14 protein-coding genes are annotated in these 15,209 nt (G+C 69.9%); 10 read left to right on the top strand and 4 right to left on the bottom strand.

Features of this window, described 5'->3' with window-relative positions:
* The first annotated feature begins 73 nt into the window (after positions 1-73).
* On the top strand, positions 74-2,578 hold the full coding sequence (locus ACFOMP_RS11120; RefSeq protein WP_379030437.1) for a DUF4175 domain-containing protein: 2,505 nt from the start codon (positions 74-76) through the stop codon (positions 2,576-2,578).
* 49 nt (positions 2,579-2,627) lie between these two features.
* Here ACFOMP_RS11120 and ACFOMP_RS11115 read toward each other — a convergent pair whose 3' ends face one another.
* Positions 2,628-3,683, bottom strand: coding sequence for a zinc-ribbon domain-containing protein (locus ACFOMP_RS11115; RefSeq protein ID WP_379030434.1), 1,056 nt, complete (start codon positions 3,681-3,683; stop codon positions 2,628-2,630).
* Positions 3,684-3,837: 154 nt separating this feature from the next.
* Here ACFOMP_RS11115 and ACFOMP_RS11110 point away from each other — a divergent pair, with 154 nt between their 5' ends.
* Genes ACFOMP_RS11110 through ACFOMP_RS11100 form a run of 3 tightly spaced genes read left to right on the top strand, consistent with a single transcriptional unit; the run spans position 3,838 to position 6,205 of the window.
* Positions 3,838-4,512, top strand: coding sequence for a cell division ATP-binding protein FtsE (locus ACFOMP_RS11110; RefSeq protein ID WP_289894185.1), 675 nt, complete (start codon positions 3,838-3,840; stop codon positions 4,510-4,512).
* Positions 4,509-5,438: a cell division protein FtsX gene (locus ACFOMP_RS11105; protein ID WP_379030430.1), complete on the top strand. Its 930-nt coding sequence runs from the start codon at positions 4,509-4,511 to the stop codon at positions 5,436-5,438. The genes ACFOMP_RS11110 and ACFOMP_RS11105 overlap by 4 nt, the downstream gene beginning before the upstream one ends.
* Positions 5,438-6,205, top strand: a complete 768-nt coding sequence (locus ACFOMP_RS11100; RefSeq protein ID WP_379030427.1) for a lysophospholipid acyltransferase family protein — start codon at positions 5,438-5,440, stop codon at positions 6,203-6,205. Before ACFOMP_RS11105 ends, ACFOMP_RS11100 begins: the two co-directional genes overlap by 1 nt.
* Positions 6,206-6,394: 189 nt before the next feature.
* Here the strand turns inward: ACFOMP_RS11100 and ACFOMP_RS11095 are convergent, their stop codons facing one another.
* On the bottom strand, positions 6,395-6,847 hold the full coding sequence (locus tag ACFOMP_RS11095; protein ID WP_379030424.1) for a GNAT family N-acetyltransferase: 453 nt from the start codon (positions 6,845-6,847) through the stop codon (positions 6,395-6,397).
* A gap of 323 nt (positions 6,848-7,170) precedes the next feature.
* Here ACFOMP_RS11095 and ACFOMP_RS11090 point away from each other — a divergent pair, with 323 nt between their 5' ends.
* A complete protein-coding gene (locus tag ACFOMP_RS11090; RefSeq protein WP_379030421.1) occupies positions 7,171-8,121 on the top strand; it encodes an ABC transporter ATP-binding protein in 951 nt (316 codons plus the stop codon).
* A complete protein-coding gene (locus ACFOMP_RS11085; RefSeq protein ID WP_019352967.1) occupies positions 8,118-8,879 on the top strand; it encodes an ABC transporter permease in 762 nt (253 codons plus the stop codon). Before ACFOMP_RS11090 ends, ACFOMP_RS11085 begins: the two co-directional genes overlap by 4 nt.
* Here ACFOMP_RS11085 and ACFOMP_RS11080 read toward each other — a convergent pair.
* Both ACFOMP_RS11080 and ACFOMP_RS11075 read right to left on the bottom strand, forming a co-directional pair.
* Positions 8,854-9,519: an adenosylcobinamide amidohydrolase gene (locus ACFOMP_RS11080; RefSeq protein WP_379030418.1), complete on the bottom strand. Its 666-nt coding sequence runs from the start codon at positions 9,517-9,519 to the stop codon at positions 8,854-8,856. The two genes, ACFOMP_RS11085 and ACFOMP_RS11080, sit on opposite strands and share 26 nt — an antisense overlap.
* A 157-nt stretch (positions 9,520-9,676) precedes the next feature.
* Positions 9,677-10,156 carry a hypothetical protein gene (locus tag ACFOMP_RS11075; protein WP_379030415.1) on the bottom strand — a complete coding sequence of 160 codons (480 nt, stop codon included), beginning with the start codon at positions 10,154-10,156 and terminating at the stop codon, positions 9,677-9,679.
* Between the two features lie 109 nt (positions 10,157-10,265).
* On the opposite strand from ACFOMP_RS11075, the gene rimO reads away from it, so the two are divergent.
* The 4 genes from rimO to aspS all read left to right on the top strand — a co-directional run bounded on the left by rimO (position 10,266) and on the right by aspS (position 15,173).
* Entirely contained in the window at positions 10,266-11,666 is a 1,401-nt protein-coding gene (gene rimO / locus ACFOMP_RS11070) for a 30S ribosomal protein S12 methylthiotransferase RimO (protein WP_379030412.1), read from the top strand.
* 236 nt (positions 11,667-11,902) lie between these two features.
* On the top strand, positions 11,903-12,706 hold the full coding sequence (locus tag ACFOMP_RS11065; protein WP_289894177.1) for a glycoside hydrolase family 25 protein: 804 nt from the start codon (positions 11,903-11,905) through the stop codon (positions 12,704-12,706).
* Positions 12,673-13,338: a CPBP family glutamic-type intramembrane protease gene (locus ACFOMP_RS11060; protein ID WP_289894176.1), complete on the top strand. Its 666-nt coding sequence runs from the start codon at positions 12,673-12,675 to the stop codon at positions 13,336-13,338. The genes ACFOMP_RS11065 and ACFOMP_RS11060 overlap by 34 nt, the downstream gene beginning before the upstream one ends.
* A 59-nt stretch (positions 13,339-13,397) precedes the next feature.
* On the top strand, positions 13,398-15,173 hold the full coding sequence (aspS, locus tag ACFOMP_RS11055; protein WP_379030407.1) for an aspartate--tRNA ligase: 1,776 nt from the start codon (positions 13,398-13,400) through the stop codon (positions 15,171-15,173).
* The last annotated feature ends 36 nt before the right edge of the window (positions 15,174-15,209 follow it).

Here is a 15,209-nt window from a genome sequence, read left to right as displayed (position 1 = left end):
GCTGTGGCCGGGGGTTTCACACCCCCGGGCCCCCGTGGGGTATTTCCCAAACGGAGAAGAAGGGGGCGGGGCCGTGGATCCAGCTGAGCCGCGCCGGATTCGCTGGGCGGTCGGGCTGACCCGCGCCGGCATGTGGTGGGAGGCTCTGGCCGCGGCCTTCTGGCCGCTGGCCGTGGTTCTGGCGCTGGTGCTGGCGGCGCTGGCTTTTGGCGCGACCGATCTTCTGTCCGCGCGGGCGCTGCTTTGGGTGATGGCTGCGGTGGCGCTGGCCGCCCTGCTGGCTGCCGGCTGGGGGCTGCGCCGAGTCCGGCGCCCCTTGGCCGAGGCGGCGCGGCTGCGGGTCGACCTGGCGCTGCCGGGCCGGCCGCTTTCGGCGTTGCGCGACCGGGTCGCGGTCGGGGCCGGCGATGAGGGCGCCGCCGCCCTGTGGCAGGCGCATCTGGCGCGGATGCAGGCCGCCGCCCTGGCCGCGCGGCCCATCGTTCCCGATGCGCGGCTGCGCTGGCGCGATCCGGTGGCGCTGCGGCTGGTCGGCATGGTGGCGCTGGCCATGGCGCTGATCTTCGCGCCGACCGGGCAGCTGGGGCAGGGCATCGCCGCGCTGGGCGCGACCTTCCGTCCCGCGCCCGACGCGCGTCCGGGCGCCGAGGCCGGTCCCTCATGGGAGGGCTGGGCCGAGCCCCCCGCCTATACCCGCCGTCCGACGCTTTACCTGAACGCCTTGCCCGAGGGGCAGCGGCTGGAGCTGCCCAAGGGCTCGAAACTGAGCTTCCGGCTTTACGGCAAAGGGGCCGGAATCGACCAGGATATCGGCGCCGCCGTCGCGGGCGGCGACCCCGCGGCGCCCGAGTTCATGGCCGAGCGCGACGGGGTGATCGAGGTCGCCGGGCGGCGCTTCGACGTGACCGTGCTGCCCGATGCCGCGCCCGAGGTCGCGCCAGGCCAGGCGCCCCAGCGGCGCGCCGACGGCCGGCTGGTGCAGGACTTCACCGCCAGCGACGATAACGGCGTCGCGGCGGGTCAGGCGGTGATCGCGCTGGACCTGGCGGCGGTCGACCGCCGCTTCGGCCTGGCGCTTGATCCCGAGCCGCGCGAGCCGGTGGCGCTGGACCTGCCCCTGCCCGCGACCGGCAGCCGCAAGCAGATCCGCGGCCGGCTGGTCGGCGACCTGTCGCGCCATCCCTGGGCCAACCTGCCCGTCACCGTCTCGCTGAAGGTCGAGGACGGCATCGCGCAGCAGGGCGTCTCGGCGCCGATGCGCATGGTGCTGCCGGGCCGGCGCTTCTTCGACCCGCTGGCGGCGGCGCTGATCGAGCTGCGGCGCGATCTGCTGTGGTCGCGCGGCAATGCCGCCCGCAGCGCCCAGCTTCTGCGCGCCGCCAGTTGGCAGCCCGAGGGTTTCATGGACGAAGACCTGTACAAAGGCTTGCAGGGCGCCATCGGCACGCTGGAATCCGGCAACCTGACCGAGGAGACGCGCAACAAGCTGGCGCAGGTGCTCTGGGATGCCGCGGTGGCGCTGGAGGATGGCGGGCTGGCCGATGCGCTGCAGCGCATGCAGCAGGCGCAGGAGCGGCTTTCCGAGGCGATCCGCAACGGCGCCAGCCCCGACGAGGTGCAGCGCCTGATGGACGAGCTGAAGCAGGCCACCGACGATTACCTGGACATGCTGGCCCAGCAGCAGGGCGAGGATCCGGCCGAGCGCTTCGACCGGTCGCCGCAGGATCGCCAGCAGATCACCGGCGACCAGATCCAGCAGATGATGGACGAGATCCAGCGCCTGATGAACGAGGGCCGCATGGCCGAGGCCCAGGAACTGCTGGAGCAGTTCAACCGCATGATGCAGAACCTGCAGGTGACGCAATCCGAGGGCGGCGAGGGCGGCCGCCAGCGCCCCTCGGACCGGCTGGCCGAGACGCTGCGCGACCAGCAGAAGCTGGCCGACGAGGCGATGCGCCAGATGCAGGACCAATACGGCCAGTGGCAGCAGGGCGAGGAGGGGCAGGGCAGCCAGGACAACCAGCAGCTCGCCGACCGCCAGCGGGCGCTGCGCGAGGATCTGGGCCGCCAGCGCGGCCTGCTGCCCGGGCGTGGCACCGAACAGGGCGACGAGGCGCGGCGCCAGCTGGACGAGGCCGGGCGCGCCATGGAGGATGCCGAACAGGCGCTGCGCGAGGGCGATCCCTCGGGGGCGATGGAGCGCCAGGCCCAGGCGATCCAGTCCATGCGCGAGGGGATGCGGGCGCTGGGCGACATGATGGCCGAGGGCCAGCAACAGGGGCAGCAGGGCCAGGCCCGGCAGGGCGGACAGCAGGACGGACCGGAAGGCCCCTCGGGCGATCCGCGCGGCCGGCGCGGGCTGGAACAGCCTTATGACCGCCAGCCGCAGACCGATCCGCTGGGCCGGGCGCTGTCGGGCGACGGCAGTGCGATCAATGGCGGCGATCCCCTGGCCGAGGGGCCGGACCCCGCGCGCAAGGCCCGTGACCTGCAGGACGAGATCCGCCGTCGCAGCGGCGAGCGCGACCGGCCGCGCGAGGAGCGCGACTATCTGGGCCGGCTGCTGGAGAATTTCTAGCGCCGCGCCGCGCGGCCGCGCTCAGGCCGGCCGCGGCGGCAAGCCGGCGCTATTGGCCCAGGATGCGGTCATGCAGCCAAAGCCGGCCGCGGTCGATGTCCTGCCGCCATTCCGCCAGCACCCCGCCGCCCTGCTCGGCCGGGATCTGCGGCGCCAGCGCGTAAAGCGCCACCACCCCCAGCGCCAGCATCGCCGCCAGGCCGAAACCCGCCGCATAGCCCAAGCGGCGGGGGGCGGGCGGCGGCACCAGCGCCGGCACCAGCGCCGCGACCGGGGCTGCCTCGGCCGGGGCGGGTTCCTGTTCGGGCAGGGCGGGGCGCAGCAGCGGACGCTCGGACGCTGCGGCGGGCTCCTCGGTCTCGGGGCGCGGCGGGCCGGGGCGGGTCAGCGTCGCCGCCAGTTCCGCCGCGTCGGGCAGGGCGGGCGCCACCGCCTCGGGCCAGTCGGCGGCCGGTGCGGTTTCGGTGGGCCGGGGGACGTCAGGCCGGATTTCGCCGGGCTGCGATTCGTCGGCCAGCGGTTCGTCGGCCAGCGGTTCTGCGGCCCGGGATTCGCCGGGCTCCGGCCCGGCGGCGTCGGTCTGGCGGGTTTCGGCTGCCTGCTTTGCCGCCGCCTCCGGCCCGGCCCCGGCCGGTGCTGCGGCCTCGGCCGCCTGCGCGCATGTATCCGCGTCCGCGTCCGGGGTTTCGGCCCGGATCGGCCCGGCCGCCGCCGCCACCGGCATCGCGGTTTCGGTCAGCGTCGTGGCCGGCCAGTCGATTGCCGGCGCGGTGCCGGCATCCCCGCCGCCCATGTCCGGCCCGGCCGCCGCCGTCGCGGGAATGTGATCGGCGCCGTCCGGGCGGATCTCGGCCTTGCGCGCCTGCAGCTCGCGGGCGGCCTCCTCGCGCAGGATGGCCAGCACCGACTCGTCCAGCGCCCGGTTCAGCGCCGGCCGCTCCTGCGGATCATAGGGCCCGGCAGCGGCCTCGGCTGCGGATTTTCCCGCGCCCGGCTGGAACCAGACATGGCTGCAGGCCGAGCATTCGACCTCGCGGCCGAGCGCCGGGATGGCGGATTCGGCGATCTCGTACTGGGCTCCGCAGCGCGGGCAGGTCAGGCGCATGAAATCGTCTCTCCTGGCGTGTTTCCTGGCCGTTTTCCGGCGGCTTTCCATCAAGCGGGCGTCTCGCATTCGCCGCGGGACTGTTCTATCAAGCCACGAACCGCGCGCCAAGCAGCCCGCAGGGGCCAAGCCGCCGCAAGGCAAGGAGTCACCCGTGATCGAAATGCAGAACCTGTCCTTCGGTTACAGCGGCGGAGATCCGCTGCTGGCCGATATGTCGCTGTCCCTGCAGCCGGGTTCCTTCCATTTCCTCACCGGCCCCTCGGGCTCGGGCAAGACCACCTTCCTGCGGCTCTGCTATGCCGAGCTGCTGCCGAGCGCCGGGCGCATGTCGGCCTTTGGCCAGGACGTGCGGGCGCTGTCCCGCGACGGCATCGCCGCGCTGCGCCGGCGCGTCGGCGTCGTGCATCAGGACACGCAATTCCTCGACCATCTGCCGGTGGCCGAAAACATCGCCCTGCCGCTGATCGTCTCGGGCGAGCCGGTGGACATGCGCGCCCTGGGCGACCTGCTGGCCTGGGTGCAGATGACGGGCCAGGCCCGCGCCCTGCCGCCCGAACTGTCGGGGGGCGAGCGGCAGCGGGCGGCGCTGGCGCGCGCCGTGGTCATGTCGCCCGACCTGATCCTGGCGGACGAGCCGACCGGCAACCTGGACTGGGACATGTCGATGCGGCTGCTGCAATTGCTGATCGAACTCAACCGCTCGGGCAAGGCGGTGCTGATCGCCACGCATGACCTGAACCTGATCCGCGCCGCCAAGCAGCAGGTGCAGGCGCGGGTGCTGCGGATTGCCGGCAAGCGGCTGCAACTGGCGGGGGCGGACCTGTGAAGAAAGCCGATCTGAAATCGCTCGACCTGGCGGCGCTGTGGCGGGGGCTGACCCGGCCCGATCCCGCCGGCCATGACCGGGTGGTGCCGCCCACCGGCTTCACCGCCCAGCTGACGGTGTTCTCGGCCGGGGCCATGGCCTTTCTGGCCGTCTTCGCCCTGGCGCTGGCGCTGGCCACCGGAAGGCTGGCCGAGCGCTGGTCCAGCGAACTGGCGCAGACCGTCACCGTGCGCGTCTCGGCCCCCGAGGACCAGATCGACCGGCAGACCGCCACGGTGATGGAGGTGCTGAAGACCACCCCCGGCATCGCCGAGGCCCGGCAATTGCCCGGCGACGAGGTCGAGAAGCTGCTGGAGCCGTGGTTCGGCCCCGACATCCCGGTCGAAGCGCTGCCGGTGCCGCGGCTGATCGAGGTGACCGAGGCCGCCGAGGGCTTCGATGCCGAGGCGCTGCGCCTGCGGCTGCAGGGCGAGGCGCCGGGCGCGGTGCTGGACGACCATACCCGCTGGCGCGAGCCGCTGGTCTCGGCCGCGAACCGGCTGCGGGTGCTGGGGCTGGTGTCGCTGCTGCTGATCGCCGCCGCCTCGGCGGCGATGATCACGCTTGCGGCCAAGGCGGCAATGGCGGCGAACGGCCAGGTGATCCGGGTGCTGCGGCTGATCGGGGCGCGCGACATCACCATCGCCACCGCCTTCGTGCGCCGCTTCACCCGCCGCGCCGCCACGGGCGCGGCCGGCGGCACCGTGCTGGGCATGGCGGCGGTCTGGGCGCTGCCCTCGGTCGATCAGGCCGGCGGCTTCCTGACCGGGCTCGGCTTCCAGGGCTGGGGCTGGCTCTGGCCGCTGCTGATCCCGGCGCTGGCCGCCGCCATCGGCTTCGCGGCCACCCGCTGGGCGGCGCTGAAGATCCTGCGCGAGGTGCGCTGATGACCCGCCGCCATCCGCGTCCGCCCTCGATCCTGGACTGGCCGCGGGCGATGGCCTATTACCTGTATATCGCGCTGGCGACCTTGGTGCTGGGGCTCTGGGGCCTGCCGCAGGCGCTGCGCGGCACCGAGGCGGCGAACCGCGTCGCCAGCCTGTGGCTGGACCAGATGCTGGGCGCGGCGCGGGTGATCCTGGGGGTGCGCATCGAATATCGCGGCACGCCGCCGGCCGGCGACTGCATCGTCGCCTCGAAACACCAAAGCTTTCTCGACATCCTGGCGCTGGCCCGCGCCTGCCCGCGCCGCGCCTTCGTGATGAAGCGCGAGGTGCTGCGGGTGCCGATCATGGGCTGGTTCGCCCGCAAGGTCGGCTGCATCCCCATCGACCGCTCGCGCGGGAAAGAGGCGATGAAGCGCATCATCGCCGAGGTCGAGGCCGCCCGAGCCCGGCCCGAAGGGCTGGGCCAGCTAATCATCTATCCCGAGGGCACCCGCACCCGCCCCGGGCATCGGCTGCCCTACAAGCATGGCGCCGGCACCATCCAGCGCGCCACCGGCCTGACCATCCAGCCGGTCGCGGTGAATTGCGGCATGTTCTGGCCCAAGCGCGGCATCCCGATCCGCGGCGGCACCGCGGTGGTCGAGTTCCTGGAGCCGATCCCGGTCGGCCACCGCTCGACGCAGGTGATGGAACTGCTGGAGGAACGGATCGAAACCGCCAGCGCCCGGCTTTTCGCCGAGGCGGGGGGGCGGGCGGAAGGCGCTTGACCGGGCGGCGCGATCCATCGCGGACGGCCCGCGCCGCGCTTTGCGCCCTCGCAGAGCGGTCGGGGCGGGGCACTTGCTGAGATGCCGTCCGGATCCATGGCGGCTTTGCGAGACGGAAGCGGACGGTCCTGCCCAGCGTTGATGCAGGGTGGAAAACCGGGCAAGAAAGGTTCCTGCCCGGTCCGTTGTTCAACCCTTCAAATGCAAGGTGGCGTTCGGGAACGGATAGCCGAAATCATCCCTGTCGCGCCGTGACACCTCGCGGAATCCCAGCGAGGTGTAGAAACGGACGGCCTGTTCGTTCGCGATATAGACATCGAGGGACAGTTCCCCCTTCTTGTCCAGCGCATGGGTGACAAGCTTGCTTCCAACGCCCATGCCTTGCCGGTCCGGAGAGATGAATATCCCGCCGATGAAACTGCCTAGCAAGCTGATGAAACCGATCGCCTCCTGATTGGAACAGGCCACCCAGGTCTCTGCTTTCGGAAGGTATTCCGTCTCGATCAGCTGACGTTGCTCAACCAGCTTCGGCTCGCCGATGAAGGGATGTGCCTTCAATGACGCGCTGAACCAGATGTCCGATAGCGTCTTGAGATCCGTTTCCGCCTCGAAGGGCCGGATCACTACGTCTTGGTTCTCCATGAGAACTCCACAGAAATCATGCAAAAAGGAACGGCATGAAATATGCCGAGCGATTCCGCTATGCGCGGTTCAATCGAGGCCTCTGTGCATAAATCTCCTTCTGTGGGCGGTTCCGCTTATAGGCCGGGGGTCCGATCATGGTCAATGCCGCTTCCAGACCATCCGCATTCTTCCGCCCAGCCGCGGACCGTTTCCGCCGCGAAGCCCCGCAGCGCCGCGGGCCGCGGCCCCGTGGCAAGGAAATGCCGCGCGGGGTCATTGTGCAGCGGCGATGCGAACCCTACCTTCCAATCCGCCCCAGCGGCCAGAATTGAGGGGGATCCATGCGTCCGATCATTGATATTGACCATATTTCAAAGCAATACGACAGCGGCACCGTGGCGCTGAACGACGTGTCCCTGCAGATCGAGGAGGGCGAGATCCTCGCCCTGCTGGGTCCGAACGGTGCCGGCAAGACCACGCTCATCTCGATCATCTGCGGCCTGGTGGTGCCCAGCGGCGGCACCGTCCGGGTCGGCGGCCACGATATCCGCAGGGATTGGCGCGCGGCGCGCAAGATGATCGGCCTGGTCCCGCAGGAGATCGCGCTCGAACCCTTCGAGACCGTCATCGACAGCGTGCGCTTCACCCGCGGCCTTTACGGCGAGGGGCCGGACGAGGCCTATATCGAGCAACTGCTGCGCAGCCTCGCGCTGTGGGACAAGCGCCAGGCCAGGACGCGCGAGCTGTCGGGCGGCATGAAGCGGCGGGTGCTGATCGCCAAGGCGCTGTCGCACCGGCCCAAGGTGCTGTTCCTCGACGAGCCGACGGCCGGCGTGGACGTGACCCTGCGCCGCGAGATGTGGCAGGTGGTGCGCGAACTCAGGGCGCAGGGCGTGACCATCATCCTGACCACGCATTACCTCGAGGAAGCCGAGGACATGGCCGACCGCATCGGCGTCATCAACCGCGGCGAGCTGCTGCTGGTGCAGTCCAAGGACGCGCTGATGGGCGAGTTCGGCAAGAAGCGCCTGACCATCGCGCTGGACAAGCCGCTGGCCGGGCTGCCGGCCGAGCTGCAGGACCGCGGCCTGGTGCTGTCGGCCGACGGGGCGACGCTGTTTTACGATTACGACACCCGCGCCGAACGCACCGGCATCGCCCGTCTGCTGGCCGATCTGTCCGGCTGCGGCATCGCCGTGCGCGACGTCTCGACCAAGCAGAGCAGCCTCGAGGAAATCTTCATGTCGCTGGTCGAGGACGAACCGGCCGAAAGCCAGGAGGTGCCGGCATGAACTGGCGTTCCGCCCGCGCGGTGTTCAATCACGAGATGGCGCGCTTCTTCCGCACCGTCTGGCAATCGCTGGCCTCGCCGGTGCTGTCCACGGTGCTTTACTTCGTGGTGTTCGGCGCCGCCATCGGCGGCCGCATCCAGTCGGTCGAGGGCGTGCCCTATGGCGCCTTCATCGTGCCGGGGCTGATGATGCTGACCGTGCTGCAGCAATCGGTGGCCAATGCCAGCTTCGGCATCTACTTCCCCAAATTCTCGGGCACCATCTACGAGATCTTGGTCGCCCCCACCGGCTGGATCGAGGTGACGCTGGGCTTCGTCGGCGCCGCCGCCGCGAAAGCCGTGCTGATCGCGCTGGTGATCCTGCTGACCAGCTTCTGGTTCAACGGCGTCCATATCGCGCATCCGTTCTGGATGCTGGCCTTCCTGGTGCTGACCGCCATCGCCTTTTCGCTTCTGGGCTTCATCATCGGGCTGTGGGCCAAGTCCTTCGAGCAGTTGCAGATCGTGCCGATGATGGTCGTCACGCCGCTGGTCTTCCTGGGCGGCGCCTTCTACTCGGCCTCGATGCTGCCGCCCTTCTGGGAGGGGGTGGCGAAGCTCAACCCGGTGCTCTACCTGATCTCGGGTTTCCGCTGGAGCTTCTTCGACCTGGCCGACGTGCCGGTCGGGGTGTCGCTGGTCGCGGTCGGGCTGATGATCCTGGTCTGCATGGCGGCGATCCGCTGGATCTTCCTCAGCGGCTGGCGGCTGCGGGAATAACCGCCGCCGCGTCCCGGCCGTGCCGCGCCACCCAGGCCTCGGCGCCGCGCAGCACCGCGTCGTGGACGCTGCGGCCGATGGCCTCGCCCAGCGCGGTATGCAGCCCGGCATGGCGCTCGGGGCCGGGATCGCAGGCCAGGGCGATGCAATCCGTGCCGGTGCCGGTCGCGACCCCCCAGGGCAGCATCACCCCGGCCGCGATCACCGCGGCGGTGCGGGCCTCGGCGGCGATGGTCAGCGCCTCGATCATCGCCGCGTCCGTCAGCCCGGCCTCGACCAGCAGCGCGATGTTGATGGTGCCGTAGCCCGCGGGCGCAGCGGCCCGGCGCCGGCCGACCCGCTCGGCATTGCCCAGGCCCACGGTGGCCAGGCAGCGCGCCGGCCCGGCCTCGGCCTGCACGGCATGCTCCAGCCCGCGCGAGGTCATCATGCCCACCTCGGCGCCATGGCCGATGCGCGCCATCTCGGCGGCCAGCCAGGCGGTGGCGTCGAAGCCGGGGCCCAGATCGGCGTCGCGCACCTGCCGCCACAGGATATGCCGGGCGCGGCGGAAGCCCGGCCGATGCGGCGCAAAGGACAGCACCCGCCGCGCCCGGCCCAGATCGGCGATCAGCCAGGGCATGGCATATGTGATCCGCATCCCCTCGTCCCCCCTTTTCCCGGCCCGGTTTCCCCAGGCGGTTATGCGGCCGCGCCGGCCGATGCAAGCGGGCGGCGGGTGGCGGTCACGGGGCGGTCACGGGGCAGGGCCGGGCGCTGGTCGCCGCCTTCCCTTGCCGCGCCCCGGTTCCGGCCCCTCAGTTCCGGCACAGCCGCGTCTGCGGATCCAGCTTGACATATTGCCGGGCCGAGATCTTGTGCATCTTCAGCGAATGCTTCCATTGCGTGTTCCACATGCGCAGGATGCCGCCGCGATAATATTGCGCCATCAGCTCGTCCACGATCGGCGGGATGATGGTGGTGCCGGGGATGCGCGGCGCATGGAAGCCGACCGTGGCGCCCGGGCCCAGGCAGGCATTGGGCAGGGTGATGTAGATCGTGCAGGCCGAGCGGCAATAGCCCCGCACCTCGACCCGCCGGCCGCTGCGCGCCAGCTCGTTGCGATACTGGATCGCCTCGATCACGTTGCCGCCCTTGTTGTTCCAGATCACGATCGGCTTGCCGCGGCCCTGCGCCTCGGCCGGGCCGGGCAGGGCGCACAGCGTGACGGCCAGCATGGCGACCGCGGCCAGCGCCGGCAGCAGCGGAACGGTAAGGCGGGTCGGGATGGGTCTCATGCTCATGTCCTCAGCTATGCCTCCCCGAACGCGCAAGTCCAAATGACGTTCCGGCGAGCTGCGCTTGGCGCTTAACAAGCGGCCCGCTTGCCACTATATGCCGCGCATCATGAGCCAGAACCCGCCCCTGCTGCGCCCCGATCTAGCCCCCCGCCCGATCTTCGACTCCGCCCGGGAAAAGGGGGGGCGAAGGGACGGGCAACCGACCATCGGCATGGTCAGCCTCGGCTGCCCCAAGGCGCTGGTGGACAGCGAGCGCATCCTGACCCGGCTGCGGGCCGAGGGCTATGCCATCAGCCCCGACTACAAGGGCGCCGGCGCGGTGATCGTGAACACCTGCGGCTTCCTCGATTCGGCCAAGGCCGAATCCCTGCAGGCCATCGGCGAGGCGCTGTCGGAAAACGGCAAGGTCATCGTCACCGGCTGCCTGGGGGCCGAGCCGGAATACATCACCGGCGCGCACCCTTCCGTGCTGGCGGTGACCGGCCCGCAGCAATACGAACAGGTGCTGGACGCGGTGCATTCCGCCGTGCCGCCGTCGCCCGATCCGTTCGTGGACCTGCTGCCGGCCTCGGGCGTGAAGCTGACGCCGCGGCACTACAGCTATCTGAAGATTTCCGAAGGCTGCAACCACGCCTGCAAGTTCTGCATCATCCCCGACATGCGCGGGCGTCTGGTCAGCCGCCCGGCGCATGCGGTGATCCGCGAGGCCGAGAAACTGGTCGAGGCCGGGGTGCGCGAACTTTTGGTGATCTCGCAGGACACCTCGGCCTACGGCCTCGACCGCAAGTTCGCGACCGAACGCGGCCACCGCGCCCATATCACCGACCTGGCCCGCGATCTGGGGTCGCTCGGCGCCTGGGTGCGGCTGCATTACGTCTATCCCTATCCGCATGTGCGCGACCTGATCCCGCTGATGGCGGCCCATTCCGAATCGGGCGGGCTGGTGCTGCCCTATCTCGACATCCCGTTCCAGCACGCGCATCCGGACACGCTGAAGCGCATGGCCCGGCCGGCGGCGGCGGCGAAGACGCTCGACGAGATCGCCGCCTGGCGTGCCGCCTGCCCGGACATCACCCTGCGCTCGACCTTCATCGTCGGCTACCCGGGCGAGACCGAGGCCGAGTTCCAGACCCTGCTCGACTGGCTGGACGAGGCGCAGCTGGATCGCGTCGGCTGCTTCCAGTATGAAAACGTCAAGGGCGCACGGGCGAACGACCTGCCCGACCACGTTCCCGATCCGGTCAAGCAGGAGCGCTGGGACCGGTTCATGGAAAAGGCCCAGGCGATCTCCGAGGCGAAGCTGGCCGCCAAGGTCGGCCGCCGCATCGAGGTGATCGTCGATGCGGTGGACGCCGATGGCGCCACCTGCCGCACCAAGGCCGACGCGCCGGAAATCGACGGCAACCTGTTCATCGACGAAGGCTTCGAGGCGCTCTCGCCCGGCGACATCGTGACGGTGACGGTGGACGAGGCCGGCGAATACGATCTTTGGGGCCGGCTGGGCTGACGCCGTTCCGGTGCACGCCCTGTGTACGGCCGGTGCACGGGCGCTGCACGCCTGGCGCAGCGCAATCTCCAGCATTTGCTGGGCAATCCGCCGGCGGCGCCGTCCCGGCAGGGGTGGCAACGCGCGTTGCTGTTGCGCCGGGGCCACGGCCTCTCTGACAAACTCGTGACTGTCACGCCATCGTGACAGCGCGTCGCACCTTTGCGATAAGGGACAAAAGCGCCGCGGACAGGCGCATGAGGCAGAGGGCAGAGATGAAATTCCTGGGCAGGATTCTGATGGTGCTGCTGCTGGTCGCGGTGGCGGCCTGCGGACGCGGACCGTCGCAGCAACGGGCGGTGATGGCGGGGCAGGGGCTCGGCCCCAAATTCGGCGATTCGGCGCCGCATCCCTGGGTCGGCGGCCATCCCTACGACCATCCGGTGCACGGCATCGACATATCGCGCTATCAGGGCAGCATCGACTGGAGCACGGTGCGCGGCTCGGGCGTCAGCTTCGCCTTCATCAAGGCGACCGAGGGCGGCGACCATGCCGACCCGAATTTCCGCCGCTACTGGGCCGAGGCGGCGCAGGCCCGCATCCCGCGCGGCGCTTATCACTATTTCTACTTCTGCCGCTCGGGCCGGCAGCAGGCGGCCTGGTTCATCCAGAACGTCCCGCGCGAGCGCGGCGCGCTGCCGCCGGTGATCGACCTGGAATGGACCGCCTCGCGCACCTGCCCGCGGCGTCCGCCGGCGAATGAGGTGCTGCGCGAGGCCAAGATCTTCAAGGACATCCTGCACCAGTATTACGGCCAGCGCCCGATCATCTACACGACGGTCGACTTCTACCGCGACAACAACCTGGCCTCCTGGAACGAGGAATTCTGGCTGCGCTCGGTCGCCGGCCATCCGCGCATCGTCTATCCCGGCCAGCGCTACAGCTTCTGGCAATATACCGGCACCGGCGTGGTGCCCGGCATCGGCGGCAATGTGGACCTGAACGTCTTCGCCGGCTCGCCCGCGCAATGGCGCATGTGGCTGAACCGGAGGATGCAATAGCCCGCGCCCTGCTCTGGGCCGAGTTCGCGGCGCTCTATATCGGGGCGCCGCTGGCCATTGCGCTGTTCATGCCCGGCCATATGCTGTTCGCGGCGCTGGCCATGTTCAGCGCCGCCGGGCTGGCGCTGCTGTGGTTCACCGGCGGCTTCGACTGGCGCAGCCTGGTCTTCGGCTGGGGCCGCCTGCCCTGGCTCGAGATCCTCGGCATGATCGCGATCACCCTGGCGCTGGGCGTGGCGATCCTGTGGGTGTCCCGCCCGGGCGCCATCTTCGGCATGGCCCGGCGCGAGCCCGAGTTCCTGCTGGTGATCTGGGCCTTCTATCCGCTGCTTTCGGCCCTGCCGCAGGAGCTGATCTTCCGGCCGCTGTTCTTCCACCGCTACGCGGCGATCCTGCCCGAGGGGCAGGCGGCCATCGTGCTGAACGCCGCCATCTTCTCCTTTGCCCATCTGATGTATTGGTCCTTCGTCGTGGCGGCGCTGACCTTCGTCGGCGGGCTGTTCTTCGCCCGCGCCTATCTGCTGCGCGGCTTCCCCTCGGCCTGGGTGCTGCATGCGGTGGCGGGGAACACGCTCTTCACCGTGGGAATGGGGGTGTATTTCTACTCGGGCAACGTGGTGCGGCCGTTCTGATTGCTTGACTTCGCCCGCTGGTCGCGGTTGATGCGTGGCCGATACGAAGGGGAAAAGTGATGAGCGCCTATCGCAGCCATACCTGCGGCGAACTGACCGCCGCGAATGCCGGAACCGAGATCCGTCTGTCCGGCTGGGTCCACCGGGTCCGCGACCATGGCGGCGTGCTGTTCATCGACCTGCGCGACCATTACGGCATCACCCAGGTCATCGCCGACAGCGACAGCCCGGCCTTTGCCGCGCTGGAAAAGCTGCGCGCCGAGACGGTGATCCGCATCGACGGCCGGGTCAAGCTGCGCGACCCGAGCCTGGTCAACCCCAAGCTGCCGACCGGCGAGATCGAGATCTATGCCACCGACATGGAGGTGCTGGGCGCCTCGGACGACCTGCCGCTGCCGGTCTTCGGCGACCAGGACTATCCCGAGGAAACCCGGCTGGCCTATCGCTTCCTCGACCTGCGTCGGGAAAGCCTGCACAACAACATCATGCTGCGTTCGCAGGTGGTCCGCTCGATCCGCAACCGGATGTGGGACCAGGGTTTCACCGAATTCCAGACCCCGATCATCACCGCCAGCTCGCCCGAGGGGGCGCGCGACTTCCTGGTGCCCTCGCGCCTGCATCCGGGCAAGTTCTACGCCCTGCCGCAGGCGCCGCAGCAGTTCAAGCAGCTGATCATGGTCGCCGGCTTCGACAAGTATTTCCAGATCGCGCCCTGCTTCCGCGACGAGGACCCGCGCGCCGACCGCTCGCCCACCGATTTCTACCAGCTCGACCTGGAAATGTCCTTCGTCGAGCAGGAGGACGTGTTCCGCGCCATCCAGCCGGTGATCCAGGGCCTGTTCGAGGAGTTCGGCGGCGGCCGCCCGGTCGATGCCGACTGGCCGCGCATCCCCTATGCCGAGGCGATGCTGAAATACGGCAGCGACAAGCCCGACCTGCGCAACCCGATCGAGATGCAGGTGGTCAGCGAGCATTTCCGCGGCTCGGGCTTCGCGATCTTCGCCAAGCTCTTGGAGCAGGAGGGCACCGAGGTCCGTGCCATTCCCGCGCCGACCGGTGGCTCGCGCAAGTTCGCCGACCGCATGAACGCCTTTGCGCAACAGCAGGGCCTGCCCGGCATGGGCTATATCTTCTGGCGCAAGGCCGAGGACGGCTCGACCGAACCCGCCGGTCCCATCGCCAAGGCGCTCGGCCCTGACAAGACCGAGGCGATCCGCCTGCAGCTGGGTCTGGGCGAGGGCGACGCCGCCTTCTTCCTGGGCGGCAAGCCCGAGGCCTTCGAAGCCGTCGCCGGCCGGGCCCGCAACGAGATCGGCCGCGAGCTGGGCCTGACCGACGAGAGCCAGTTCAGATTCGCTTGGATCGTCGATTTCCCGATGTATGAAAAGGGCGAGGACGGCCGCATCGACTTCAGCCACAACCCGTTCTCGATGCCGCAGGGCGGGCTCGAGGCGCTGTCGGGCGATCCGCTGGCGGTCAAGGGCTATCAATACGACCTGGCCTGCAACGGCTACGAACTGATCTCGGGCGCGATCAGGAACCACCGTCCCGAGATCATGTTCAAGGCCTTCGAGCTGGCCGGCTATGGCCGCGACGAGGTCGAGAAGCGCTTCGGCGGCATGGTCAAGGCCTTCCGCTACGGCGCGCCGCCGCATGGCGGCTGCGCGGCGGGCATCGACCGCATCGTCATGCTGCTGGCGGATGAGCAGAACATCCGCGAAGTCATCATGTTCCCGATGAACCAGCGCGCCGAGGACCTGATGATGGGCGCCCCCAGCGAGCCCACCAACGAGCAGTTGCGCGAATTGCGCCTGCGGGTGCTGCCGCGCGAATAGGCGGCTTCGGCGGCGCCTTGCCGCAGCGCGGCGTGC

The organism is Paracoccus simplex (genome assembly GCF_042648325.1).
In the GTDB taxonomy this organism is placed as follows: Bacteria; Pseudomonadota; Alphaproteobacteria; order Rhodobacterales; family Rhodobacteraceae; genus Paracoccus; species Paracoccus simplex.
The sequence above is the reverse complement of the archived record's forward strand: the minus strand, read 5'-3'. Positions and strand labels throughout refer to the sequence as shown.